The following is a 25,027-nucleotide window of genomic DNA, read 5'->3' as shown; positions in this document are numbered from 1 at the left end:
CACCGGGCCTCAGTGGAACGACGAGCGGATCTCCTCGACGGTGCGCTTGCGGTCCTGCAGATGCGGGTAGTGGCCGATGCCGGGCAGCACGGTGAGTTCGAGGTGGGCCTTCGCGCTGAACTCCGTCGCCATTGCCTGGTTGATGTAGAGGTCCTTCTCGCCCCAGACCACCTTCACCGGCGTCCTGAGCCGGGCGATATTCGACTCGAAGTACTGCTGGTCGCGGGTGAAACGGGAGTAGTAGTGGGCGAAGGCATCCACCGACGTCATGTTGCCCTGGCTCCATCCGCGCGCCATGTCGTCGCGGAACTCCGGTGATATCCCGTACCGCGCATCGTCGGAGAGGCCCCGGTAGAACGTATTGGCCAGGATCTCGTCGCGATGGCCGTTCATGTATGCCCGGGTCGGTTCCGCGGCCGGGCCGCCCTTGAGGTTCTGCAGGCTCTCGTACATGTACTGGGGCCGGTCGAACGGCGCGAAGTCGCCGACGATGATCGTCCGCGCGATGTCAGGCTGTTCAAGGGCGAGCAGCAGCGCCGGCAGCGCACCTATGTCGGTTGCGTAGATCGTCAGGTTCGAGCGGTCGATGCCCGCCTTGTCGATGTATTGCCTGAGCACCCTTGCATAGTCCGCGGGGGCATAGGAGAACCTGTCGGCGGCCGGACGGGAGGAAAGCCCGTAGCCCGGCCAGTCGAAGGCGTGCACTTCGTAGTCGTCGCCCAGGTCGATGGCGATTTCCTTCCAGGCATACACGGTCTCGGGAAAGCCGTGCAGCAGGAGCACGGTTCCTTTCGCCGCCGCGTTGTGCACGACCAGGTTGCGCAACGACATGTCCCTGTCGATCTCGACGACTCCGATGTCCGCTTTCGGCTGCGGCTTGCCGGGATCATGGGCGCAGCCGGATGCAATCAGGGTGCCGGTCATGAGAATGCTCCCGATCAGGTTCTTCAAGGATGGCTTGGACACGCCAGTTGCCTCGGTGCAGGGCTACGGGATCAGCCGATCGACGTGCGCCTGCAGGCGCGGGCCGACCAGCAGGATCGCGGGAATCACGATCAGGTAGCCGATGCCCCACGAGCGCAGCCATGTCAGGGCGAAGTTCTCGGTGAAGCCGAGATTGAGGGCGAGAAGCGCGAAGGAAATGATGCCCGTGGTGACTACGCCCATCGAAAGGGCGAAGGCGATCTTGCGTTTGAGGTGGGTGTTCATGGCGTGATCCTGGCTGGAGATACCGAGCGGTATATTCGTGGTCAAAAAAAACGGGGTCAGAGTGACTTCAGGTCAGGGCGACGATGGAGCTTTCCACCGCCGACATGACGAGCTTGCTGTACTTGCTGTTGCCAGTCAGGCGAGACAGCATGATGGAGCCTTCGATCGTGGCGATCAGCGTCACCGCGGTCTGCTCCGCGTCGATGTCCTTGCGGAACTCACCGTCGGCGATCCCTGCCTCGATGACCGCGACCAGATGCTTCTTCCAGCCCAGGAACGCCGCCTTGGCTTTCTCCCTGAGGGCAGGGTGGGTGTCGTCGGCCTCGATGGCGGTATTGAGCAGGGGACAGCCGCCTTCTGGAAATCCGCTGGGCAGCCTGGTGTAGGCACCGGTGATGGCCAGCAGCCTGTCCTTGTTGGAAGCGTGGCGATCCATGTGCGCACGGACCGTAGCCTGCGCCTGCGCCCAGTTGTGTTCGAAGGCGGCCAGGGCCACTTCTTCCTTGTTGGCGAAGTTGCCGTAGATGCTGCCCTTGGTCAGCCCGGTGGCGGCTTCCATGTCGGCCAGGGACGTGCCGGCATAGCCCTTCACGTTGAAGACCGGTGCGGTCTTCTCGACGATCAGGTTGCGGGTTCTTTGCGCCTTGTTCATGGCGGCGAAAATATACCGATCGGTATTTGCTGTCAACACCTTCCAGTCCCCCGTTCAGGCTGGCGCTGGCCTGAGGCCGTCCTGGTCGCGTTCTGCCGGCGCGTTAGGAAACAGCATGGCGATCGCCGCTGCCGCCAGGCCGACGGCCATCGAGCCTACGTAAAGCCACGTGTAGCTGCCGAAGCGGTCAAACAACCATCCGCCCATCAGCGGGCCAGTCGCCATGCCGAGACTGGAGAGCATGTTCATCGCGCCAAGTACGGTGCCGAGGATCGCGGGACTGAATGCATCGCGCGCCAAGGAGGCATACAGCGGCATCGTGCCCCCATAGGCCATGCCAAAGACGATCGCGACGGCATAGAAACCATCGATCTGGCTGACCTTGAGATACATCACTGCGGCGAAGGCCTGAACGAGCAACCCGACCACCAGCACCGGCTTGGCGCCGATGCGATCGGCGAGGGTGCCGCACAACAAGCGGCCGCCGAGTCCGGCCGCACCTTCCATGCTGTAGATGGTGACTGCTGCAGTGACGCTGAGGCCGCATCCGACCGCATAACTGACAGTGTGGAAGATCGGTCCGGAATGGGCTGCGCAGCAGGCGAAGAACGCCAGTGCCAGCACGATGAACGGCCGCGAGCGCAGCGCCTGCGCGGCAGTCATCCGCTGCGTTGGTGCGATCGCGTGGTCCGCAGTTACAGGCGCGGCGCGGACGAACCACACGGCCGGCAGTGTCAGTGCCCATGCCACGATGCCGACGATCACCAACGTCTCGCGCCAGTCGTAGTGGCTGATCAGCCATGCCACCAGCGGCGACATCGTCATCGGCGCCACGCCCACGCCGGCCGAGACCAGCGAGATGGCCAGGTTCCGATGCCGGTCGAAGGACGCTGCGGTGGCGGCGATCACCGGAGCAAAGAAGCTCGACGTCGCCAGACCCAGCAACACGCCGTAGGCAAGCTGGAACTGCAGCAGGCTGCCGGCAAGACTGGCCAGTACGCATGACAGGCCCAGCAATATCGACCCGGCCAGAACCACGACCCTCGGCCCGAAACGGTCGCTGAGCATGCCCCAGCCAAAGCTGCCGAAGGCGCCGCTGATGAAGGCCAGGGTCATGGCGCTGGAGAGGCCGGCGCGCGACCAGCCGGTCGCGGCGCCCATCGGCGCCAGCAGCACCGCCAGGGCGAAGATCGTGCCGATCGCGACGCAGCCCAGCAGCGCACCGGCGGCGACGAGCCCCCAGTTGCGGTCCATGGCCTGTGGGGCGGCGGGGCGGGATCCTTGGGAGGGGGATCCTTGCATGGGCGAATCTCCTCATGGCAGATACCAGGGAGACGAACCACGGCAGCGCGAATCGACAGGGGACCCGGCAGTGGCATGCGCGGCGCCGGATGGGGCGATCAGGTCCCCGGGTTCTTCGCCACCACGATGATCCCGCGCGCGTGCAGGCTGGCCAGGTCGTCGCGCGCGATCTCGATGTCCGTGCTCATGTCGTAACGGATCCCGTCGGCGACGGCGCGCTTCAGGTCGCGGTAGACGCGTTGCTTGCTGGCGGAGCTGTCCATGGCCGGATGCGCCATGACCCGGTCGGGGAAGACTTCCTCCACGCGCATCAGTCCGTACACCGCAGGCGCCGCAGTGGCGCCATGCAGTGCGTTGATGCGAGCCATGTAGATGTCACCGGGGCTGGGGTCATCTAGGCAGCGGCGAGTGCGGTTCTCGAAACTGCCAACGAAGATCATCGCCGACGCCGTGGCCAGCGCCACGATGGCGATCGCCACCTTGTACGTGATGTTGCTCATGCGTTCCTTCCGGCGCGTCGGGCATGACGCGTGGACGCAATTCTGGCGAGCATGCATGCGTGATCACATAGGAACAGTCTCAAGCAGTGCACGTGCCTGCACGCCGAACCGGTGAACGACGGCTGACGTTGCGCATGCGCTTGAGAATCTCCTGATGGAAACAGCCACGACGCGCCACCTACGCTGTCGCGCCTGCGCTTGCAGCATGCCTGCGCAAACCAACTACATCAGTGGCGCGTGCGCCGGGAGAAATTGCATGATCAAACGACTGTCGGCCGAGTTCATTGGCACGTTCTGGCTGGTGCTCGGCGGCTGCGGAAGCGCCGTGCTTGCCGCCCATTTTGGTGGCGATGGCAATCCGCTGGGAATCGGACTGCTCGGTGTGTCACTGGCGTTCGGCCTGACGGTGTTGACTGGTGCGTATGCGCTGGGCCACATCTCCGGCGGACACTTCAATCCGGCGGTCAGCGTCGGCCTGTTTGCGGCTGGACGATTCCCGGCCCGTGATGTGCTGCCCTATGCGGTGGTACAGGTGCTCGGTGCGATTGCCGCCGCCTGGGTCATCCAGCAGATCGCAACTGGCAGCGCGCAGGTCGTGATCGATCTCGACGCGCCGGGCGCATTCGCCAGCAACGGTTACGGCGCGCTGTCGCCCGGCGGTTTCGACATGGCATCGGCGATGCTGTGCGAAGTGGTGCTGACGGCGATGTTCCTGATCGTGATCCTCGGTGCCACCGACGGCCGTGCGCCGGCCGGCTTCGCGCCGATCGCGATCGGCCTGGCGCTGACGCTGATCCACCTGATCAGCGTCCCGGTGACAAACACCTCGGTAAATCCGGCGCGATCGACCGGCATGGCGCTGTTTGCCGGCAGTGGGGCGATGAGCCAGTTGTGGCTGTTCTGGCTGGCGCCGATCATGGGCGGCGTGCTGGGCGGCCTCGCCCACCGCGGTCTCAAGAGTTGAAGCCTGGGTCCCCACGCACGCGCGTCGTCGTGCGTGGGGACTTCCGGTTCACGAGCCCGGCGGCTGCCCGGCCAGGCTCGGCACGGCGTTGCTGCTGGTGGCAAAGCGCGGCAGCTCGTCGCGGGTATCGAACCAGGGCAAACGCGACTGCGTCCATACGTGGTCGTCGATGCGCACGCGCGTGGGCTCATCGAGACTGCCGATCGACACCTGCACGCGATCTGCCAGGACGTCCTCACGCATGCCCAGCGTGCTTCCACAGTTGGCGCAGAATGCGCGTTGCGCGAACTGCGACGAACGAAACCAGCTCGGCTGCGCGCCGGTCCACTGGAACGATGCCACCGGGAAATGGACGAATGCCAGCACGGGTGCGCCGGAGTGGCGGCGGCACGTCTGGCAGTGGCAGATCACGCCTCGCAATGGCTCGGCGCTGGCGCGGTAGCGGACGGCGCCGCACAGGCAGCCGCCCTCGTACAGGACGTCATTGGGCATGGTGCCTCCTGTGGCGATCTGCAGTCAGGTGCCAACACTGCTGCGCGGATAGTGCTGGGTTGCCGGGTTCAACGCGGGATGTGCTGCGTTTATACGCCGGTGCGGGTGTGGCCGGCGTCGCCGTCAGGGCGCGCTGTCGAACAGGTGTTGCAGCACGGCCTCGCCGTAACGGTCGAGCTTGCTCGCACCGATGCCGGGGATGCGCCCGAGTTCGTCGAGGTCGTCGGGCGCGGCTTCGGCGATCGCACGCAGCGTGCTGTCGTGGAAGATCACATAGGCCGGGACGTTCTGCTCGCGTGCCATCACGGCACGCCAGTGGCGCAGCGCGTCGAAGCGCAGCTGCGAATCGACGTCCAGTTCGATCATCTGCAGCGTGGTCGCGCCGCGCGACTTGCGCCCGCGTGCCGGCTTGGGTGCCTCGTGGCGGAAACGCAGTTCGCGTTCACCGCGCAGCACCGGGCCGCTGGCCGCGGTCAGGCGCAGCGCGCCGTGGTGCTCGACGTCGGCCTCGAGCAGGCCGTTGGCGACTAGCTGGCGGAACACGCCGCGCCACTGCCGCTCGTCGAGGTCGTTGCCGATCGCGAAGGTGCTCACGCGCTCGTGGCCCCATTGCCGCACCTTCTCGGTGTCTGCGCCGCGCAGCACGTCGATGACGTGGCCGGCACCAAAACGCTGTCCGGTGCGGTACACGCACGACAGCGCCTTGCGCGCGGCCTGGGTGCCATCCCAGCTGCTGGGCGGTTCCAGGCAGTTGTCGCAGTTGCCGCAGGCGCCCGGATGCGGTTCGCCGAACCAGCCCAGCAGCGCCTGGCGGCGGCACTGGGTGGATTCGCAGTAGCCGAGCAGGGCATCGAGCTTGCCCAGCTCCAGGCGCTTGCGATCCTCACCGGCCTCGCCCTGCTGGATCATCGTGCGCAGGTTGACCATGTCGCCCAGGCCGTAGCTCAGCCACAGTTCGGCCGGTTCGCCGTCGCGGCCGGCGCGGCCGGTTTCCTGGTAGTAGCCCTCGATCGACTTGGGCAGGTCGACGTGGGCGACGAAACGCACGTCGGGCTTGTCGATGCCCATGCCGAAGGCAATCGTCGCCACCATCACCACGCCGTCTTCTTGCAGGAAGCGGCGCTGGTTGCCGGCGCGCACCTGTGCGTCCATGCCGGCGTGGTAGGGCAGGGCCTTGATGCCGGCGGCCTGCAGCTGCTCGGCGACGCTCTCCACGCGCTTGCGGGAGAAGGCGTAGACGATGCCGCTCTCGCCGCGATGGCCGGCCAGGAAGTCCAGCAGCTGGCGCACGCCGGCGCCGTCCTTGTGGACGACGCGGTAGCGAAGGTTGGGGCGGTCGAAGGAGCTGACGAACTGCCGTGCGTCCTCCAGCGCCAGGCGCTCGGCAATCTCGCGCCGGGTCGGCGCGTCGGCGGTGGCGGTCAGGGCGATGCGCGGGATCCCGGGCCAGCGCTCGTGCAGGACGGTGAGCTGACGGTATTCCGGGCGGAAGTCATGACCCCACTGCGAGACGCAGTGCGCCTCGTCGATCGCGAACAGACCGATCCGGGCACGCTCGAGCAGCGACAGGAAGCGACCGGTGAGCAGGCGCTCCGGGGCGACGTAGAGCAGGTCGAGCTCGCCGGCCAGCAGCTGGCGTTCGACGTCGGCGGCGGTGGACGCATCCAGCGTGGAGTTCAGGTAGGCCGCGCGCACGCCGAGCTGGCGCAGCGCCTCGACCTGGTCCTGCATCAGCGCGATCAGCGGCGAGACGACCAGGCCGCAGCCGTCGCGCAGCAGGGCCGGGAGCTGGTAGCACAGGGATTTGCCGCCGCCGGTGGGCATCAGCACCAGGGCGTCGCCGCCGCGGCTGACGTGTTCGACGATCTGCGCCTGTTCGCCGCGGAAAGCAGGGTGGCCGAAGATGCGGCGGAGCAGATCGAGTGCGGGGTCGGGCATGCGCCTAGTTTAGCGGGCGCGAGGGGCCGGCCTGTCGGAGAACCCCTCTTCCGCATGCGGAAGAGGGGTCAGGGACGGTCATTCCAGCAGCGAGCGCAGCATCCAGGCGTACTTCTCGTGGGTCTGCAGGCGCTGGGTCATCAGGTCGACCGTCGGGTCGTCGCCGGCGTCATCTGCCAGCTTGAGCACCTTGCGCGCAGTGCGGGCCACGGCCTCGTTGCCGACGGTGAGCTGGCGAACCATCTCGCGCCAGTCCAGCGACTCGGTCAGGCCGGGCTCTTCGGGGATCGAGCTGAGGCGGATGAATTCGGCGTACGAACCCGGGGCATTGAAGCCCAGGGCGCGGATGCGCTCGGCGGTTTCGTCCAGCGCGTTCCACTGCTCGGTGTACTGGCCCTCGAACATCAGGTGCAGGCTGTTGAACATCGGCCCGGTGATGTTCCAGTGGAAATTGTGGGTCTTCAGGTACAGCGTGAAGCTGTCGGAAAGGAAGCGCGACAGGCCCTCTGCAATCTTCTTGCGATCGCCGCTGCTGATCCCGATATCGATGGCCGAGGAGCTGGCCACCCCCGTGGCCGCGGTCTTGGCCGGGGACTTGGACTTGGCGCTTTTCTGTTTAGCCACTGTTTTTCTCCCTACGCTGAGGTTTGCGGGCGACAATAGACGCCGCCGATCGCAATTTGAAATGGTTTTTGGCTTGCAGTCTGATCGATGAAATCAATGGACCCGGCGCAGTCTAGACAGCCCGATGTCAGTAACGCGTTACGCCAGGCCCGGCGCGCCATCGATGGTGCGCTGAGTCGTGACCGTGGGCGACTGCAAGGGCTGTGGTCGCGCTGGAGCGGCAAGCCGGCGGACGAACGCGCACGCGAAGCCTTCGCCCAGGCCTTGAGCGCATCGGTCGCGCAGCGCCAGGCGCGGGCCGCGGCGCTGCCGCAGGCGCCGGTCGACCCGTCTTTGCCGATAGCGGCCGAAGCCGAACGCATCGTCGAGCTGATCCGCAAGCACCAGGTCATCGTCATCGCCGGCGAAACCGGCTCGGGCAAGACCACCCAGCTGCCCAAGTTGTGCCTGGCGGCCGGCCGTGGCGCCGCCGGCATGATCGGCTGCACCCAGCCACGTCGTATCGCCGCGCGCGCGGTGGCCCGGCGCGTGGCCGAGGAGCTGAAGACCCAGGTCGGCGGCGCGGTCGGGTACCAGGTGCGGTTCACCGAGAATGTCGGTGAGCAGACCGCGGTCAAGTTCATGACCGACGGCATCCTGCTGGCCGAGATCCAGTCCGATCGCTGGCTGTCGCGCTACGACACCATCCTCATCGACGAGGCGCACGAACGCAGCCTCAACATCGATTTCCTGCTCGGCTACCTCAAGCAGCTGCTGCAGCGTCGCCCGGACCTGAAGGTCATCGTCACCTCGGCGACCATCGACACCGAGCGCTTCGCCCAGCATTTCGGCGATGCGCCGGTGGTCAATGTCGAAGGCCGTGGCTATCCGGTCTCGGTGCGCTATCGCCCGCTCGGCGAGGGCGAGGACGACGGCGAGCAGGGCCGTGAGCAGGGCCGCGATCGCAGCGTCAACGACGGCATCGTCGCCGCCTGCGACGAAATCACCCGCGAGGATCCGCGCGGTGACGTGCTGATCTTCCTGTCCGGCGAGCGCGAGATCCGCGACGCCCACCAGGCGCTGGAACGGCGCAAGTACCGCGAAACCGAAGTGCTGCCGCTGTACGCGCGACTGTCTGTGCGCGACCAGGATCGCGTCTTCAATCCCGGCCCCAAGCGCCGCATCGTGCTGGCCACCAACGTCGCCGAAACCTCGCTGACGGTGCCGCGCATCCGCTACGTGGTCGATCCCGGCCTGGCCCGCGTCAAGCGCTACAGCCCGCGCGGCAAGCTCGACCGCCTGCACATCGAGCCGATCAGCCAGGCCAGCGCCGACCAGCGCAAGGGCCGCTGCGGTCGCATCAGCGAAGGCACCTGCTACCGCCTGTATTCCGAAGCCGACTTCCTGTCGCGGGCGCGCTACACCGATCCGGAAATCCGCCGTGCCGCGCTGGCCGGCGTGATCCTGCGGATGCTGTCGCTGGGACTGGGCAACATCGAGGAGTTCCCGTTCCTGGAGCCGCCGGACCCGCGCGCGGTCGCCGACGGCTGGCAGCAGCTGGGCGAGCTGGGCGCGGTCGACGAGTCGCGCAAGCTCACGCCCACCGGCAAGCTGATGTCGCGCCTGCCGGTCGACGTGAAGCTGGCACGCATGCTGGTCGCCGCCAACCAGCACGGCGTGCTGCGCGAGATGCTGGTGATCGCCTCGTTCCTGGGCATCCAGGACCCGCGCGAGCGTCCGGCCGACCAGCGCGCCGCCGCCGACAACGCCCATGCGCAGTTCGCCGACCCCAAGTCGGAGTTCGTCGGCATCCTCAAGTTGTGGGAGGCCTACCAGTCGGCACACGAGGAACTCACCCAGTCGAAACTGCGTGGCTGGTGCGAGAAGCACTTCGTCGGCTTCCTGCGCATGCGCGAGTGGCGCGAGCTGCACCGCCAGCTCAGGCTGATGGGCGATGAGCTGGACTGGAACAGCGAGCCGCGTGCCGGCGAGTTTGACCAGGCGGTGTACACGACGCTGCACCGTGCCCTGCTTGCCGGCCTGCCGACGCAGATTGGCTTCCGCAGCGAGCGCGGCCAGTACGACGGCCCGCGCGGTCGCAAGTTCCAGCTGTTCCCGGGCTCGCCGCTGGCCAAGAAGCCGCCGCCGTGGGTGTTGTCGGCGACGCTGCTCGACACCGAGCGAGTGTGGTCGCTGACCAACGCCGCGATCGAGCCGGACTGGGTGATCGCCGAGCTGCCGCATCTGCTGGCCCGTCGCCAGCACGATCCGCGCTGGGCGCGATCGCAGGGTCGGGTGGTCGGCAGCGAGCAGATCAGCTTGTTTGGCTTGGTGCTGGCACCCAAGCGGCCGGTGCACTACGGCGCGCTGTTCCCCGAAGAAAGTCGCGTAATTTTTGCCCGCGATGCGCTGGTCACCGGCGAAATCAACACCCGGAGCGCGTTCCTGGCGCGCAACCTGACCACACTCGCCAAGGCGCGCGACGAGGAAGCCAAGCAGCGCCGCAGTGGCCTGGTCGTCGAAGAGGAGTGGATGGCGCAGTGGTACCTCGACCGCCTGCCGCCGCACGTGCACAACGCGCAGGCGCTCGATGCCTGGTACGGCAAGTTGCCGCCGGCGGAGAAGGCCGCGCTGGAATGGTCGCTGGCCGACTTGATGGTGGTCGACGAAAGCGATGCGCAGCGCTTCCCGCCGTACCTCTCGCTGGGCAATGCGCGACTGGCGGTCAAGTACCGGTTCGAACCCGGTGCCAGCGACGATGGCATGACCCTCGCGGTGCCGTTGCACCTGCTCAACGCGCTCGATCCGGTGAGGTTGTCATGGCTGGCACCGGGCTTCGTCGCCGACAAGGCGGCGGCGCTGATCAAGTCACTGCCCAAGACCTTGCGCCGCAACTTCGTGCCGGCGCCGGATTTCGCCCGGGCCTTCTTCGAGGCGCATCCGCAGGCCAGCGCTGACAGCATCACCGGTGAGCTGTCGCGTTTCCTGTCGAAGCTTGGCGGCGTCGCGGTTGTGGCACTCGACTTCGACGAGGCGGCGCTCGAGCCGCACCTGCGCATGAACCTGCAGCTGATCGAAGGCGGCGGCAAGGGTGAGAGTCGCAACGTGCTGGCCGAATCGCGCGACCTCGACGATCTGCGTCGTCGCTTCGGCGAACGCGCGGCGGCGGCCTTCGCGGCCCGCGCCGCCGACGGCCTGGCGCAACAGGGCTTGACGACGTTCCCCGATGCGCCGATTCCGGTCTCTGTGGCGGGCGCCGGCGGTGTCCCTGCGTACCCGGCGCTGCACGACGATGGCGAGAGCGTGTCGCTGCGCGTGCATGCCGAAGCCGAAGTCGCGCGCCGCGAGCATCCGCGCGGCGTGCGCAGGCTGCTGGCGATCGCGCTGGCCGACAAACTCAAGCAGGCGCGCAAGCAGTTGCCGGTCACGCCGAAAACCGGATTGTTGTACGCGGCGATCGAATCGGCGGCTCCACGCAACGATGGCCTGAAGGAGGGCGATCGCCTGCGCGTGGACCTGGTCGATGGCGCGTTCGCATCGCTTGCTTCCGATGATGCGGACGCCGCGCTGTTCGACATCCGGGACGCCGGCGCATTCGCCACGCGCCGCGATGCCATCGCGAAGCAATTGTTCGCCGACGCGATGGAGCGTCTGCGCCAGGCCGAGACCATCCTGGGGGCCGTCGCTGAAGCACGCGCCAAACTGGAGTCGCCGCTGATGGGCTGGGCCAGCGGCAACCTCGACGACATGCGCGCGCACCTGGCGTCGTTGACGCCGCCGGGCTTCCTGCGCAACGTTCCGGCGCAGGCCTTGCGTGAGTATCCGCGTTACCTGAAGGCATTGGCCCTGCGCGGCGAACGCGCGCTGCGCGATCCGGTACGCGACCAGGCGCGGATGCTCGAGATCAAGCCGTTTGCCGACGCACTGGCCAGGGCCGTGGAGGAAGGTGCTGGCGACCAGCCCGACTGGCAGGCACTGCGCTGGGACCTGGAGGAGCTGCGCGTGTCGCTGTTCGCGCAGGAACTGGGCGCCCGCGGCGGCGTATCGCCGAAGAGACTGGCGCAGCGGCTGGCGCAACTGCGCCGCTGACTTGCAACACTGGAACGCAGCGCGTCGCTCAGTCGGCGCGCTGCACCTTCATGCGCGGCGTCTGCCCTTCCATCTGCAGGTACCAGGCGCCCATGAAGCCCGGCGTCAGCGTGACCTTCGGGTTGCTCACAGGCTTGCCCAGGTAGAGGTTGCCTTCGACAACGCGCCAGCGCTGGCCGTTGTCGAGCACCACCGTGTCGCCGCGCGACCAGGCGCGGACATCGCCCTGCACGCTGGCCGTGACCGGTGCTGCGGCCGTGCGCTTCTCGCGCCGGCCGACGTCATCTGCGGCGCGCTCGGCCACGGCGGCTTCCACCGCCGCGCCCTGCTCCTGACTGAGCAGGCGGTTGAGCAGGGTCAGCTGCTCGGGCGACAGCGTGTCCAGGCCGGTGGCGCGCATCTGTTCGGCGTTCAGTCGCTGCTCCAGGGCAACGTAATCCTTTGCCGCACGCGCTGGCCCGGGCGAGATAGAAGCAGCAACGAACACGGCGATGCAGGCGAGCAACAGGCGCATGGACGATTCCCCTGGTGGCAGCTACTGAGTGGCGGTTACTTGACGCGCTGCACCTTGGCGCGCGCGTTGAAGCCCTCGATCGACAGATACCACGCAGAACCAATCACGCTGGGCGTGATCTTGACCTTGGGGTTGGCATCCTTGACGCCGGTGAGCGAGACATCGTCGATCTGCTGCCACACCTGGCCGTTGTCGAGCGTGAAGCTGCGACCCTTGCCGAAGCCGGTGAAGTTGCCGGTGATCGTGCCGTCGACCGGCTCGCGCGATGCGGCCAGGAACAGGCCGCGGCGGTCTTCGTCGCCACCGCTCTGCTTGGCGGTCTCGGCGGCCTTGGCGGTTTCGACCTTGAGCTTGCCATCGAGCCAGTCGTTGAGATTGGCCAGCTGCTCGGGACTCAGGCGGTCCAGGCCGGCGGCCTTGAACTGCTCGTAGCTCATCTGCTGCTCGATCTTCTGCTGGGCGAACGACGCTCCGGCCAGGGGCAGCAGTGCCGCCAGCGCGAACAGGCGGAGCGAGGTATTGCGGGGGCGGGTCGAACGCATGCGCTGTTCCTCCAGACGGTTGCCCGCTAGTGTAGACCGCGTCGTCCAGGATCGTTCCACGCCACGCCCCCGCCATGGTCACCGAGATTCCACAGCTTGCCGCCGTGATGGCGCATCCGGTTGCCGCCGGCATCGCCGCGCCGTTGCGCAAGGCCATGGAGCAGGCGGCCGCGGCGCCCTCGGCGCTGGACGGTGCCGACGATCCGCCCCAGGTCGTGGCGAGCATGCTCGAGGCACTGGTGCTCCTCGGCGCCGATGGCGACACCGCGGCGGCGGCAATCCTGCACACGTATCCCGGCTGGCGGGCTTCACTGGGCCCGGTCGAGCGCGACTTCCCGGCGGTCGCACCGCTGATCGAAGGCCAGCGCGCCGCCGCGCAGGTCTGGGCGCTGCATGCCGAGCGCCATGGCCAGGCCGGCAATGAAGGCCTTCGACGGCTGCTGCTGGCCATCGTCCGCGACCTGCGGGTGGTGCCGATCCTGCTGGCGCGCCAGCTGGCGCGGATGCGCCATGCCGAACCGTTGCCGGACGAGCAGCGTCGCGAGCTGGCGCTGCTCACCCGCGACATCCACGCGCCATTGGCCAACCGGCTGGGTATCTGGCAGCTCAAGTGGGAGCTGGAGGATCTCGCGTTCCGTTACCTGGAACCGCAGACCTACCAGCAGATCGCGCGCCTGCTCGACGAGAAGCGCACCGATCGCGAACGCTACATTGAACAGGTCAAGGGCACGCTGCGCGAGGCGATGGCGGCACAGGGCGTCGTCGCCGAGATTGCCGGCCGGCCCAAGCACATCTACAGCATCTGGAAGAAGATGCAGCGCAAGAACGTGCCCATCGGCGAGCTCTACGACCTGCGCGCGGTGCGCGTGCTGGTCGACAGCCTCGCCGACTGCTACGCCGCGCTCGGCGTCGTCCATGCGACCTGGGCGCCAATCCCGAGCGAGTTCGACGACTACATCGCCCGGCCCAAGCGCAACGACTACCGCTCGCTGCACACCGCCGTGGTCGGGCCGGAAGGCAAGACCCTGGAAGTGCAGATCCGCACGCACGACATGCACCGCCAGGCCGAGCTCGGCGTGGCGGCGCACTGGAAGTACAAGGAAGTCGGCAGCCACAGCGCCGATGCCGCCTTCGACCGCAAGATCGCCTGGATGCGGCGCCTGCTGGAAGCCTCGGGCGAAGGCGGGCGCGAAGACGGATCGCTGTCGGGCGAGTTCGACACCGAGCTGGTCGAAGACCGCATCTACGTGCTGACGCCAAAGGGCGAGGTGATCGACCTGCCGACCGGGGCGACGCCGCTGGATTTCGCCTATCACGTCCACACCGAGGTCGGTCATCGTTGCCGCGGCGCCAAGGTCGATGGCCGCATCGTCCCGCTCGACCACAAGCTGCGCACCGGCGACCGCGTCGAGATCATGACCGCCAAGACCGGCGAGCCCCGTCGCGACTGGCTGATCGCGGCCAACGGTTTCCTCGCCAGCAGCCGCTCGCGCGACAAGGTGCGGGCCTGGTTCCACAAACTCGATCGGGCCCGCAACGAGAGCGCCGGCAAGGACCTGCTCGACAAGGAGCTGCGTCGCCTCGGCCTGCTCGGCGCCGACCTCGCCCCGGCCCGCGAGAAGTTCAACCTTGCCAGCGACGGCGAAGTCTACGTGCAGGTGGCCCTGGGCGATATCGGCCCGCATCAGGTCGGTCGCGCGCTGCTCGAGCACGAACGCGCGGCGTCCGCTGCCGCAGCGGCTGCGGCCACGCCTGGCAGCACCGTCACCACGCCGACGCCGCCGCGACGGGTCCCGCGCAGAACCACCGACTTCACCGTCGAGGGTGTCGGCAACCTGCTGGTGCAGCTGGCGCGTTGCTGCCAGCCGTTGCCGGGCGAGCCGATCGTCGGCTACCTCACGCGTGGCCGCGGCGTCACCGTCCACCGCCCCGACTGCGCCGCATTCCAGCGTCTGGCCGCGTCGCAACCGCAGCGCGTGCTGCCGGTGGAGTGGGGGCGCGCGGGCAGCGGTTACGAGGTCGATATCGAAGTGCTGGCGCTCGACCGCAAATGGCTGCTCAAGGAAGTGACCAACCTGATCGCCCAGGGCAACGCGCACGTGCTGAGCATCAGCAGCGATGTCGAGCGCAACGGTGCCCGGGTACGTCTGCGCCTGCGCCTGCGCGTGGGCGATTACGGCCAGCTGTCGACGCTGCTCGGCAAACTGGCGTCGTTGCCCGGGGTGGAGCATGCGCAGCGACGCTGAACGCCACGCATCGTCCTCCACATCCTCTCACCGACATGAGGCTATGCTTGGCGGGTGACATCAGCAGCGCCACATGAACCGGGGAAATTCAGCGCCAACGGCGCCGACGGCGACGTTGGCGGCGGCGGTGACGGCCGCGATGGCCGCTCGGGGCGTGACCGGGTCGAGCCGCAAGCGCCGCGCTGGAACGACTGGCAATGGGGCGAAGACGACGACCGCGGCGGTCGCTGGGCTGACGAGACCGCCAGGCGCATCCGCTGGCGCGGCTGGGGCATCGGCGTCATGGCCCTGGTCTCGGTGGCGCTGCTGTTGCTGCTGCTGCGGCAACCGCTTTCGAACTGGCTGTGGCCGGATACGCGTGCACAGCAATTGCAGGCCGACGCCGCCAGCGCCCTGCAGCAGGGGCAGCTGACCTCGGCCGACGGTCGTGGTGCGCGCGAGCTGTACGCGGCCGCGCTGGCGCTCGATCCGGATCGCAGCGAGGCGCGCCAGGGCATGGCCAAGGTCGGCCAGCAGGCGCTGGTGCAGGCCGAACGTGCGCTGGAGAAACGCGACTACGCGCAGGCCCATCGCTCGATCGCGCTCGCGCGCGAGCTGGCGGTTCCGCAAGCACGCGTCGATGCGTTGGAACAGCGCGTGCGTGAGCGCGAGGCCGGAGATTCTGGCGTCGACAAGCTGCTCGCCCAGGCCGCTGCCGCGCGCAAGGCCGGGCTGCTCGATGGCGGCGACAATGCCGCGCTGCCTCTGTACCAGCGCGTGCTGGCACTGGAGCCGAAACGGACCGATGCACTGGAAGGTCGCGAGGACACCCTCGCCGACCTGTTGCAACAGGCGCAGACGTCATTGGCGAGAGGCGAGCTGGCCGAAGCTTCGGCGCGGATCCGGCGCGTGCAGGCTGCCGACCCGGGACACGTCGATCTGCCCGATGCACTGGCCGGACTCAACCGCGCCGCCGAACAACACCGTGCCAAAGCCGATGCCGATCTCCGTCGCGGCCGACTCGACGAGGCGGTCGAGGGATACCGCGCGGTCCTGGCGGCCATGCCGGACGATGAGCGGGCACAGCACGGCATCGCTGCCGTCGCCAACGCTTACGCCGGGCGCAGCCAGCGCTATGCCGGCGATTTCCGTTTCAACGAGGCCGAGAAGGAGCTGGCGCAGGCGCGCCGCATCGACGCCAGTGCACCGGGTGTGGCGGCTGCCGAACAGCGGCTGGTGCAGGCGCGACAGTCACAGCAGCGCTACGGCAAGAAGGTTCCGACCGCCGAACGCCAGCGCCGCCTCGACCAGTTGCTGGCCGATGCCGCCCAGGCCGAGTCGCGCGGCAACCTGCTGACGCCGCCGGGCGACAGCGCGTTCGACAAACTGCGCGCGGCTCAATCGATGGCGCCGCAGGATCCGGCGGTGCGCTCGGCAATGGCGCGCCTGTTGCCGGCGGCGCAGCGTTGCTTCGAATCCGAACTGCGCGGCAACCGCCTCAGCCGTGCGCGTGAATGCCTGGATGCGCGTGCCGTGCTCGAAGGCGATGGCCCGGCGGTGCGCGATGCGCGCCGGCGCCTGGCGCAGCGCTGGATCGCCGTCGGCGACGAGCGCCTGGGCGCGGGCGAACTGGGCGCCGCGCAGGCGGCGCTGGTGGCCGCGCGCGAACTGGATCCGCAGGCCAGCGGCCTGGGCGAATTCGCCGACCGGCTGCGCCGCGCTTCAGCCGCCAACTGACCGCTCGGTAGGAGCGAGCTTGCTCGCGACCAGGCGATTGCGCCGCCGATACACCGATCGCGAGCAAGCTCGCTCTTACAGGCGCTGCATCAGCCGGCGGATCCCAGCAGCACCCGGCGCACCACATCGCGGCCGGCATCGAGCGAAAAATGCCGCTCTACGTTGGCCAGGCCGTTGTCGGCCAGGCGCTGCCACAGCGCCTCGTCGCGATACAGCCGCAGGATCGCTTCGGCGAAACCAGCGGCATCGTCGGCCACCAGAACGTCTTCGCCATTGCGCAGGTGCATGCCTTCGACCGCACAAGCCGTGGCCACCACCGGCTGGCCATGGGCCATGCTCAGGTTGACCTTGCCCTTGACGCCGGCGCCGAAGCGCAAGGGCGCGACGGCGATGCGTGCGCCATCCATGTAGGGCGACAGGTCGGGCACGTGGCCGTGGATGCGCACGCCCGGTTGCGATGCCAGTGCATCGATCTCGGCAGTGGTGTCGCTGCCGATGCAATGGAAAACGATGTCAGGCGCCTGCGCGCGAACCAGCGGGAAGACCTCGGTGACGAACCAGCGCACGGCATCGACGTTCGGCGGATGGCGGAAGCCGCCGACGAACACCAGGTCGCTGCGTTGCCCATGTGGCTGGCCGCGGCCGTGGACGTGGTGCAGGTTGGAGAGGATTTCCACGTTCGCCGCCGGCGCATCGACTGCCAGCAGGTTGCGTTCGACATCACTGACCACCAATGTCGCGTCGCTGCGCGAGATCATGTCCAGTTCCAGTGCGCGGGTACGCTCGGACGCGCGCATCAGCGCCTGGTCGTCCGCCAGCTCTGCACCGCGGCGCTCGCGAAGGTAGTGCAGATCGACGGTGTCGAACACCAGCCGCGCGTGCGGCGCGTGCTTGCGCAGCAGCGGCAGCCACTCGCGCAGGACGTAATGGCGGCAGACCAGGACCGTGTCGAAGCGGTGGCCATGCTCGCGGATCCAGCGCGCCGGCGTGCCGAAGAACGGCGCGTACCAGGCCTGCACACCGAGCTGCTGCAGGCGCTGCGTGTGAGCGCCGGCATGGTTGAGGTCGGTGGGAACGAAGGTGACGTGCGCGCCTTCGTCGAGCAGCAGGCGCATCAGGTTGACCATGCGCAGCGAAGCCGAGTCGTGGTCGGGACGGGGCGTGGCGCTGTCGATGATCAGGATGCGGCGCTGGTCCTTCGCGGCTGAAGCCTCGTCGGGCGCTGTGCCATCGGGCCATTGCCGCGACAGGGCGGTACGCCACTTTTCGGCAAACGTATGGCGATTGCGCACCTGGTGCGCCTTGACGCCCTGGTTGACGTCGGTGCCGGCGGTGATGCCTTCCAGGTGCACGACCTGCGAGGCTGGCTGGTACAGCACCCGATAGCCGGCATCACGCACGGCGAAAGCCAGGTCGGTGTCCTCGAAGTAGGCCGGTGCATAGCGCGAGTCGAACGCGCCGATGCGCTCGAACAACCGGCGCGGAATGGCTATTGCCGCGCCGGAGCAATAGTCGGCGGCACGGACATGCGAATAGCGCGGATCGTTGGGGCTTTCGAACTTGCCCAGGTTGTGGGCGTTGCCGTCGGCGAACACGAGTCCGCCGGCTTCCTGCAGGCGTCCGTCCGGGTAGACCAGTTGCGACCCGGCAAGCCCGGTGCCGGGGTGCTGGTCGAACGTCGCCAGCAGCGTATCCAGCCAGCGCGGCTGCGGCAGCGTGTCGTTGTTGAGGAACACCACATACTCGCCACGCGCCAGCGCGGCGCCGTCGTTGCACGCGGCTATGAAGCCGCCATTCTGGCGGCGGCGGTGGTACGTCAGACCTTCGACCTGCGGCAACGCAGTCCCGGTCTCGTCCGACGAACCGTCGTCGACGACGATGACCTCGATCGCGCACTCCGGCGGATACGCGGCAATCGCGCGCAGGCACGACAGCGTGTGTGCGAACTGGTTGTAGACGGGGATGACGATGCTGGCCCTGGGCCGGTCCGACCAGGGCAGCGAGAACGGTGCAAACGGGGCCCGGTCCGGCAGATAGAGTTCGGGCCGGTGCGCGGCCGGCACCCGGTGGAACTGCCGGGCGACCCGCTGCCAGGTGGCCTCGATGCCGCGCGTGCGCAGGCTGGTCAGGCCGCGTCGAAGCAGGCCGGTGCTCCTATCGAAGTAGAACCGCACCTCGGTCCAGCTCAGGCCCATCGATCGCTCGTCATTCTGAAGATTCCTTAACGCAGACTTTGCCGCGACCCCGTCCGCGCGGGGCGGCGGGCCGGCTGCGATAGACTCGCGGCCACGAGGGCGCAGCCCCAACATTGTCCCATGCCGTGGCCCAAATCGATTACGACGAAGACGAAACCGCAGACGACAGTCAGTCCCCGCAATGGCGGCGACGCCTGGTCACCTGGCTGCTGGCCGCAGTGGGCCTGGGCCTTGGCTTCCTCATTCCCTACACGCTGTACCTGAACCACGAAGTCAGCGAACGCTTCGGCCAGCTGCGTTGGCAGATCCCGACCCGGGTCTATGCGCGGCCGCTGGAACTGGCCCCGGGCCTGACCCTGGACGCGACCACCCTCAAGACCGAGCTCGATGCCGCCGCCTACCACTCCGGCGACGGCGTGCGCCCGGGCAGCTACTCGCGCACCGGCGGCCGCTGGCTGATTTCCAGCCGCGGTTTCAGCGATGTCGACGGCGCGGTACCGGCACGGCGCATCGAAGTCGTGCTGTCCGGCAGCCGGGTGGCCTCTGTACGCGATGCCGAGAAGAAGCGCGAACTGAAGACGGTGCGGCTCGACCCGGCCCGCATCGCCACGCTGTACGGCCAGAAGCAGGAAGAGCGGCGCCTGGTGCGCCTGAAGGAAGTGCCCGAGCTGCTCGTCACCGGCCTGCAGGCCGTCGAGGATCGCGACTTCAACAGCCATCACGGCATCGACGTGACCGGCATGATCCGCGCCGCCTTCAAGAACGTCGCCGCCGGCCGCGCGAAGCAAGGCGCCAGCACCCTGACCCAGCAGCTCGCCCGCAGCGGCCTGCTCGGCATCGGCCGCGAGCAGACCCTGACCCGCAAGGGCAAGGAAATCCTCTACGCGATGCTGATCGAAGCCCGTTACGACAAGGGCACGATCCTGGAGGCGTACTTCAACCAGGTCTACCTCGGCCAGCGTGGCGCGCAGGCCATCCACGGCGTCGCCGCCGGCGCCGAGTTCTGGTTCGGCCGCGACCTGGCCGACCTGAGCACCGAGCAGATCGCGCTGCTGATCGGCATCGTGCGTGGACCGTCCTACTACGACCCGAGGCGCAATCCCGAGCGCGCGCTGGAACGGCGCAACTTCGTCCTCGGCGAAATGCACGAGACCCAGCTGATCGACGACGCCGAGTACCAGCGTGCGCTGAAGGCGCCGCTGGGCGTGACCAAGGACCCGGGCAGCGTCGCCGCGAACCGTTTCCCGGCGTATGTCGACCTGGTCCGCCGCCAGCTTGCCCGCGACTATCCGGCCGATGCACTGGCCGGCGCCGGACTGAGCGTGATGAGCGGGATGTCGCCGTCGGCGCAGGCCATGGCCGAGGGCGCGGTCGCCCGGACCCTCAAGAGCCTGGACAACAAGCGCCGGCCGCCGCTGCAGACCGGCCTGGTCGTGACCGACGTCCACAATGGCGAAGTCGTTGCCGTCGTCGGCAGCCGCAGCGTGGCCGAGCACGGCTTCAACCGCGCGATCGAAGCGCAGCGCCCGGTCGGTTCGCTGCTCAAACCGTTCGTGTACCTGCTGGCATTGGCGCAGCCGGGCAAGTACTCGCTGGCCAGCTGGGTCGACGACTCGCCGGTCACCGTCGCGCTGGGCAAGAAGAAGAACTGGAACCCGGGCAACTCCGACGGCCGCAGCCACGGCACGGTGCGCCTGATCGATGCGCTGGCGATGTCCTACAACCAGGCCACGGTGCGCGTGGGCATGCAGGTCGCTCCCGAGCGCATCGCCAGCCTGATCAAGACCCTGGCCGGCATCGAGACCGAGCCCAATCCGGCGTTGATCCTGGGCGCGGTCGACCAGAGCCCGTACGCGATGGCGCAGCTGTACCAGTTCCTCGCGTCCGGTGGCGAGATCCAGCCGCTGCACGCGGTGCGCGGCGTGCTCGACGCCAACGGGCGTGCGCTCAACCGCTACGACAAGGACCCGGCGCCGGCGCAGGAAGGCGACGCCATTGCCGCGCGCCTGATCACGATTGCATTGCAGCAGGCGGTGTCGAACGGCACCGGCACCCAGCTCGTCCGCGATGGCCTCGGCCGCCTGTCGCCCGCGGGCAAGACCGGCACCAGCAATGACGGTCGCGACAGCTGGTTCGCCGGCTGGACCGGCGACCACCTGGCGGTGATCTGGGTCGGCAACGACCAGAACCAGACCACCGGCCTGTACGGCGCAACCGGTGCCATGCGCGTGTGGTCGGCGATCTTCTCGCGCCTGCCCAGCGCACCGCTCAAGGTCGGCGACAAGGGCATCGACTGGCAGTGGACGATCGCCAGCAACACCACCGATCCCGATTGCGTAGGGTCGCGTCGCATGGCGTATGTCGCCGGCTTCGCCCCTGCCTATGCGCCGTGCCCGGCGCCGGAACCGGTGGCCGAGGAAGGGCAGGGTGGTTGGCGCGAATGGTTCGGTTTTGGTCGCAAGGATGAGGAGCAACCGGCCGAACAGACTGCGGAGGCGCCGCCACCGCAGCAGCAGGAGAATCTGCCGTGAGGATCACGCCGTGAGGATGTTGAAGTTGCCGGCGCCGCTGGCGCTGGCGGGTTTGCTGTTGGCCGCGTGCAGCACCACGCCGCCGCCGCTGGCCGAGCCGATGTTCGACGCGCCCGCCGCGGTGCGCGCTGTTCGCGCCGCTGGCGGTGCCGCCAGCAGCGAGCTCGACGTGCAGCCGCTGCGTGACCCGCAGGTCGAGGACCTGCGCAAGGAAGCCGAACGCCTGGAGCGCGCAGGCCAGAACCCGCAGGCGGCCGCCGCGCTGGACCAGGCGCTGCAGATCACGCCGGACGATCCGGCGCTGCTTCAGGAGCGCGCGGAAGCGGCGCTGCTGAACGACAAGCTCGATGACGCCGAGCGTTTCGCCCGCAAGGGCCTCGACGGCGGTTCGAAGGTCGGGCCGCTGTGCCGGCGCCATTGGGAAACGATCGCGCAAGTGCGCGAGGCCAGGGCGCGGGCGCTGCCGGTGGACGTCCCGGGCAACCCCAGCGCCACCGATGCCCGCCGCGAGCGCGATGCCTGCACCGTCGCGGCACCGCCGCGTTACTGAAATGCGGCGACAATGCCGGAATGACTAACCGCCTCAGCGAGGCGAGTCGCGCGGCCCTGGCCGACGGCGGCGAACTCTCGCGCAACATCCCGGCCTTCACCACCCGCGTCGCCCAGCAGGACCTGGCGGCGGCGATCGCCGATGCCGTCGACAGCCGCGGAACGTTGCTGGCCGAAGCGGGCACGGGCACGGGCAAGACGTTTGCCTATCTCGTGCCGGCATTGCTGTCGGGCAAGAAGACCATCGTCTCCACCGGCACGCGCGCGCTGCAGGACCAGCTCTACCACCGCGACCTGCCGCGCGTGCGCGATGCCCTCGGCATAGGCCTGAAGACCGCGCTGCTCAAGGGCCGCGCCAACTACCTGTGCCATTACCGGATGCGCCAGGCTCAGGGCGAGCCACGCTTTGCCACGCGCGAGCTGGCCGCGCAGTTCCAGCGCATCGTCGCCTGGTCCGGGCGCACGCGCATGGGCGACCTGGCCGAGCTCGACGCGCTGCCGGAAGATTCGCCGCTGCTGCCGATGGTCACCAGCACCGCGGAGAACTGCCTGGGCAGCGAATGCCCGTTCTTCGCCGACTGCTTCGTCGTGCAGGCGCGCCAGCGCGCGCAGGCAGCCGACCTGGTGGTGGTCAACCACCACCTGCTGCTGGCCGACCTGGCGCTCAAGCAGGAAGGCTTCGGCGAGATCCTGCCGGGCGCGCAGACGTTCGTGGTCGACGAGGCGCATCAGTTGCCGGAACTGGCCGCGCAGTTCTTCGGCGAAGCGCTGAGCGCCCGGCCGCTGGTCGAGCTGGCCCGTGATGCGCTGACCGAATGCAAGCAAGTGCCGTCGGCGCTGGCCGCGGTGCAGGAGCCGGCGCGCGCGCTGGAACAGTGCGTGCGCTTGCTGCGGGCGGCGATGGACGAACTGCCGGTGCGCGGTACGCGCAGGCGCGCGGCCGAAGAGCCGGCGGTCGAGGAGGCCTTCGATGCCCTCGCCGATGCGTTGCGGCAACTGCACGATGTGCTGCAGCCGCTGGCGCCGGCATCGCCCGGCTTCGATGCCTGCGCGGCGCGGGCGGTCGAATTCGAAGGGCGGCTGCAACGCTGGCGTGACGACTCCGGCGACGCCGAGCCAAAGGAAGACGACGAGTTCGCCGAGGACTTTGCCCAGGTCGACGCCGCCGCTGACGAAACGCAGGACGACGACGCGACCGCGAAGGCCAAGGCCGCGAAGAAGAAACGCGACGATGGCAGCGTGCTCTGGTACGAGCTGACCGCGCGCGGATTCCGTCTCAGCCGCACCCCGCTCGACGTCGCCGGCCCGCTGGCGCAACACCGCGCGCAGTCGCATGCGGCCTGGGTGTTCACCTCGGCCACGCTCGCCGTCGGCGGCCGCTTCGAGCATTACGCGATCAAGCTCGGGCTGTACCTCAAGGGCGACGATCCGCCGCAGACGCTGCTGGTGCCCAGTCCGTTCGACTGGGAGAAGCAGGCGCTGTGCTACCTCCCGCGCGGCCTGCCGGATCCGACCGTGCGCAACTACAACGAAAGCATGGTCGAGAAGATCCGGCCGGTGCTGGAGGCCTCGCGCGGGCGCGCGTTCGTGCTGTTCGCATCGCATCGCGCATTGCGCGAGGCGGCCGAGCTGCTCAAGGGCGGGCCGTGGCCGCTGTTCGTGCAGGGCGAGGCGCCGCGACCGGTGCTGCTCGAACGCTTCCGTGCGTCCGGCAATGGTGTCCTGCTTGGTGCGGCGAGTTTCCGCGAAGGTGTCGACGTCGCCGGTGATGCGCTCAGCGTGGTGGTGATCGACAAGCTGCCGTTTGCCGCGCCCGACGATCCGGTGTTCGAGGCGCGACTGGACGCGATCCGCCGCAACGGTGGCAACCCGTTCCGTGACGAGCAGCTGCCGCAGGCGGTGATCGCCCTCAAGCAGGGCGCCGGTCGGCTGATCCGCAACGAACACGATCGCGGCGTGCTGGTGCTGTGCGACCCGCGCCTGACCAGCAAGACCTACGGCAGCGTCTTCCTCAACTCGCTGCCGCCACTGCCGAAGACGCGGCACGTGGAGGATGTCGCGGCGTTCTTCCCGCCAGAGCCAGCTGCGGAGCTGGATGTGGTCGAGGCCGGGCTGGGGCTGGGCAGCGGGGACGCGTAAGGGCTGCTCACGCGATGGACGTTATGCTGTTGACCTGCCTCCCGCCCCCGACGCAATGAACCTGCTCGCATTCGAAACCGCCACCGAAGCCCTTTCCGTCGCCCTGTTGATCGACGGGCAGGTGCACGAGCGGTTCGAGCTGGCGCCGCGTCGCCATGCCGAGCTGGCGCTGCCCTGGGCCGATGAGCTGCTGGCGCAGGCGGGCATCGCCCGTTCGCAGCTCGACGCCATCGCGGTCGGGCGCGGGCCTGGTGCCTTCACCGGCGTGCGCCTGGCGATCGCGGTGGTGCAGGGCATCGCCATGGCACTCGACCGGCCGGTGGTGCCGGTGTCGACGCTCGCCGTGCTGGCGATGCGCGCGGACCTGCTGCCGCATGCGGGTGCCAGTCGCCACGTGCTTGCCGCGATCGATGCGCGCATGGGCGAGGTGTACTCGGCCGCGTTCGAGCTTCGCGACGGCGACGCACATGCGCTGTCGCCGGAGTCCGTGCGCGGGCCGGATCAGGTCGAGCTACCGGACTCGCCAGCCGCTGGATGGTTTGGTGTCGGCACCGGTTTCGGTGCGGCGGAGGGCGCGTTGGCGCAACGCCTCGGTGATCGCGTGGTCGCCTTCGATGCGACGCAACTGCCGCATGCGGCCGACGTTGCGCGCCTGGCCGCACATGCGTTCGCGCGCGGCGAAGCGGTTGCGCCGGAGCGCGTCGAGCCGGCCTACCTGCGCAACAACGTGGCGCTGACGATCCGCGAGCAGCAGGCGCTGCGCGATTCGCGCTGATCCTGTGGGAGCGAGCTTGCTCGCGATAGCCGCTGCGGCAGCGTGGGTCGCGAGCAAGCTCGCTCCTGCAA

General features: G+C 68.4%; 19 protein-coding genes. 8 read left to right on the top strand and 11 right to left on the bottom strand.

Translation table 11 applies throughout. The annotated features are described in order from the left end of the window. Window positions 1–9 precede the first annotated feature (9 nt). The 5 genes from AC3A3Q_RS13885 to AC3A3Q_RS13865 form a co-directional block, all read right to left on the bottom strand. The gene (locus AC3A3Q_RS13885; RefSeq protein ID WP_487586796.1) at window positions 10–951 is read right to left on the bottom strand and encodes an alpha/beta fold hydrolase; all 942 of its coding nucleotides are present in this window, start codon (window positions 949–951) and stop codon (window positions 10–12) included. A gap of 36 nt (window positions 952–987) precedes the next feature. Further along, window positions 988–1,209: a DUF2798 domain-containing protein gene (locus AC3A3Q_RS13880; protein WP_487586795.1), complete on the bottom strand. Its 222-nt coding sequence runs from the start codon at window positions 1,207–1,209 to the stop codon at window positions 988–990. Between the two features lie 67 nt (window positions 1,210–1,276). Next, window positions 1,277–1,861, bottom strand: coding sequence for a TetR/AcrR family transcriptional regulator (locus AC3A3Q_RS13875; protein WP_487586794.1), 585 nt, complete (start codon window positions 1,859–1,861; stop codon window positions 1,277–1,279). A 54-nt stretch (window positions 1,862–1,915) separates the two neighbouring features. Beyond that, window positions 1,916–3,115 (bottom strand): MFS transporter, encoded by a 1,200-nt coding sequence (locus AC3A3Q_RS13870; RefSeq protein WP_487586793.1) that lies wholly within the window; start codon window positions 3,113–3,115, stop codon window positions 1,916–1,918. Between the two features lie 146 nt (window positions 3,116–3,261). Further along, window positions 3,262–3,663: a hypothetical protein gene (locus AC3A3Q_RS13865; protein ID WP_487586792.1), complete on the bottom strand. Its 402-nt coding sequence runs from the start codon at window positions 3,661–3,663 to the stop codon at window positions 3,262–3,264. 256 nt (window positions 3,664–3,919) lie between these two features. Here AC3A3Q_RS13865 and aqpZ point away from each other — a divergent pair, with 256 nt between their 5' ends. Next, the gene (gene aqpZ, locus AC3A3Q_RS13860; protein WP_487586791.1) at window positions 3,920–4,627 is read left to right on the top strand and encodes an aquaporin Z; all 708 of its coding nucleotides are present in this window, start codon (window positions 3,920–3,922) and stop codon (window positions 4,625–4,627) included. Window positions 4,628–4,675: 48 nt separating this feature from the next. On the opposite strand, the gene AC3A3Q_RS13855 is transcribed toward aqpZ, so the two are convergent. From AC3A3Q_RS13855 to AC3A3Q_RS13845, 3 genes are all read right to left on the bottom strand, one after another. Next, window positions 4,676–5,119 carry a GFA family protein gene (locus tag AC3A3Q_RS13855; RefSeq protein WP_487586790.1) on the bottom strand — a complete coding sequence of 148 codons (444 nt, stop codon included), beginning with the start codon at window positions 5,117–5,119 and terminating at the stop codon, window positions 4,676–4,678. 123 nt (window positions 5,120–5,242) lie between these two features. Further along, complete coding sequence (gene recQ, locus AC3A3Q_RS13850) at window positions 5,243–7,057, bottom strand: DNA helicase RecQ (protein ID WP_487586789.1); 1,815 nt, start codon at window positions 7,055–7,057, stop codon at window positions 5,243–5,245. A 78-nt stretch (window positions 7,058–7,135) separates the two neighbouring features. Beyond that, window positions 7,136–7,681, bottom strand: coding sequence for a Dps family protein (locus AC3A3Q_RS13845; RefSeq protein WP_487586788.1), 546 nt, complete (start codon window positions 7,679–7,681; stop codon window positions 7,136–7,138). A 96-nt stretch (window positions 7,682–7,777) separates the two neighbouring features. Between AC3A3Q_RS13845 and hrpA the strand changes: the two genes are divergently transcribed. Next, window positions 7,778–11,749, top strand: coding sequence for an ATP-dependent RNA helicase HrpA (gene hrpA, locus AC3A3Q_RS13840; protein WP_487586876.1), 3,972 nt, complete (start codon window positions 7,778–7,780; stop codon window positions 11,747–11,749). Between the two features lie 28 nt (window positions 11,750–11,777). Here hrpA and AC3A3Q_RS13835 read toward each other — a convergent pair whose 3' ends face one another. Next, window positions 11,778–12,263, bottom strand: coding sequence for a hypothetical protein (locus tag AC3A3Q_RS13835; RefSeq protein ID WP_487586787.1), 486 nt, complete (start codon window positions 12,261–12,263; stop codon window positions 11,778–11,780). A gap of 35 nt (window positions 12,264–12,298) precedes the next feature. Next, the gene (locus tag AC3A3Q_RS13830; protein WP_487586786.1) at window positions 12,299–12,805 is read right to left on the bottom strand and encodes a hypothetical protein; all 507 of its coding nucleotides are present in this window, start codon (window positions 12,803–12,805) and stop codon (window positions 12,299–12,301) included. Window positions 12,806–12,879: 74 nt separating this feature from the next. On the opposite strand from AC3A3Q_RS13830, the gene AC3A3Q_RS13825 reads away from it, so the two are divergent. Together AC3A3Q_RS13825 and AC3A3Q_RS13820 are read left to right on the top strand one after the other, a co-directional pair. Continuing rightward, on the top strand, window positions 12,880–15,051 hold the full coding sequence (locus AC3A3Q_RS13825) for a RelA/SpoT family protein (RefSeq protein ID WP_487586785.1): 2,172 nt from the start codon (window positions 12,880–12,882) through the stop codon (window positions 15,049–15,051). Between the two features lie 282 nt (window positions 15,052–15,333). Continuing rightward, window positions 15,334–16,767, top strand: a complete 1,434-nt coding sequence (locus AC3A3Q_RS13820) for a tetratricopeptide repeat protein (RefSeq protein WP_487586875.1) — start codon at window positions 15,334–15,336, stop codon at window positions 16,765–16,767. A gap of 89 nt (window positions 16,768–16,856) precedes the next feature. Here AC3A3Q_RS13820 and AC3A3Q_RS13815 read toward each other — a convergent pair whose 3' ends face one another. Next, complete coding sequence (locus AC3A3Q_RS13815) at window positions 16,857–18,962, bottom strand: glycosyltransferase (protein WP_487586784.1); 2,106 nt, start codon at window positions 18,960–18,962, stop codon at window positions 16,857–16,859. Between the two features lie 125 nt (window positions 18,963–19,087). On the opposite strand from AC3A3Q_RS13815, the gene mrcB reads away from it, so the two are divergent. From mrcB to tsaB, 4 genes are read left to right on the top strand one after another with little or no spacing between them, the layout of a single operon-like run. Continuing rightward, window positions 19,088–21,493 carry a penicillin-binding protein 1B gene (gene mrcB, locus AC3A3Q_RS13810; protein ID WP_487586783.1) on the top strand — a complete coding sequence of 802 codons (2,406 nt, stop codon included), beginning with the start codon at window positions 19,088–19,090 and terminating at the stop codon, window positions 21,491–21,493. Window positions 21,494–21,509: 16 nt separating this feature from the next. Beyond that, complete coding sequence (locus AC3A3Q_RS13805) at window positions 21,510–22,043, top strand: hypothetical protein (RefSeq protein ID WP_487586874.1); 534 nt, start codon at window positions 21,510–21,512, stop codon at window positions 22,041–22,043. Window positions 22,044–22,063: 20 nt separating this feature from the next. Next, window positions 22,064–24,181 (top strand): DNA repair helicase YoaA, encoded by a 2,118-nt coding sequence (yoaA, locus tag AC3A3Q_RS13800; RefSeq protein WP_487586782.1) that lies wholly within the window; start codon window positions 22,064–22,066, stop codon window positions 24,179–24,181. Window positions 24,182–24,236: 55 nt separating this feature from the next. Further along, window positions 24,237–24,956, top strand: a complete 720-nt coding sequence (tsaB, locus tag AC3A3Q_RS13795; RefSeq protein ID WP_487586781.1) for a tRNA (adenosine(37)-N6)-threonylcarbamoyltransferase complex dimerization subunit type 1 TsaB — start codon at window positions 24,237–24,239, stop codon at window positions 24,954–24,956. Window positions 24,957–25,027 lie beyond the last annotated feature (71 nt).

It is taken from the genome of Lysobacter sp. Soil_C_59 (assembly GCF_057656415.1).
This window is presented reverse-complemented; position numbering and strand designations above follow the sequence as displayed.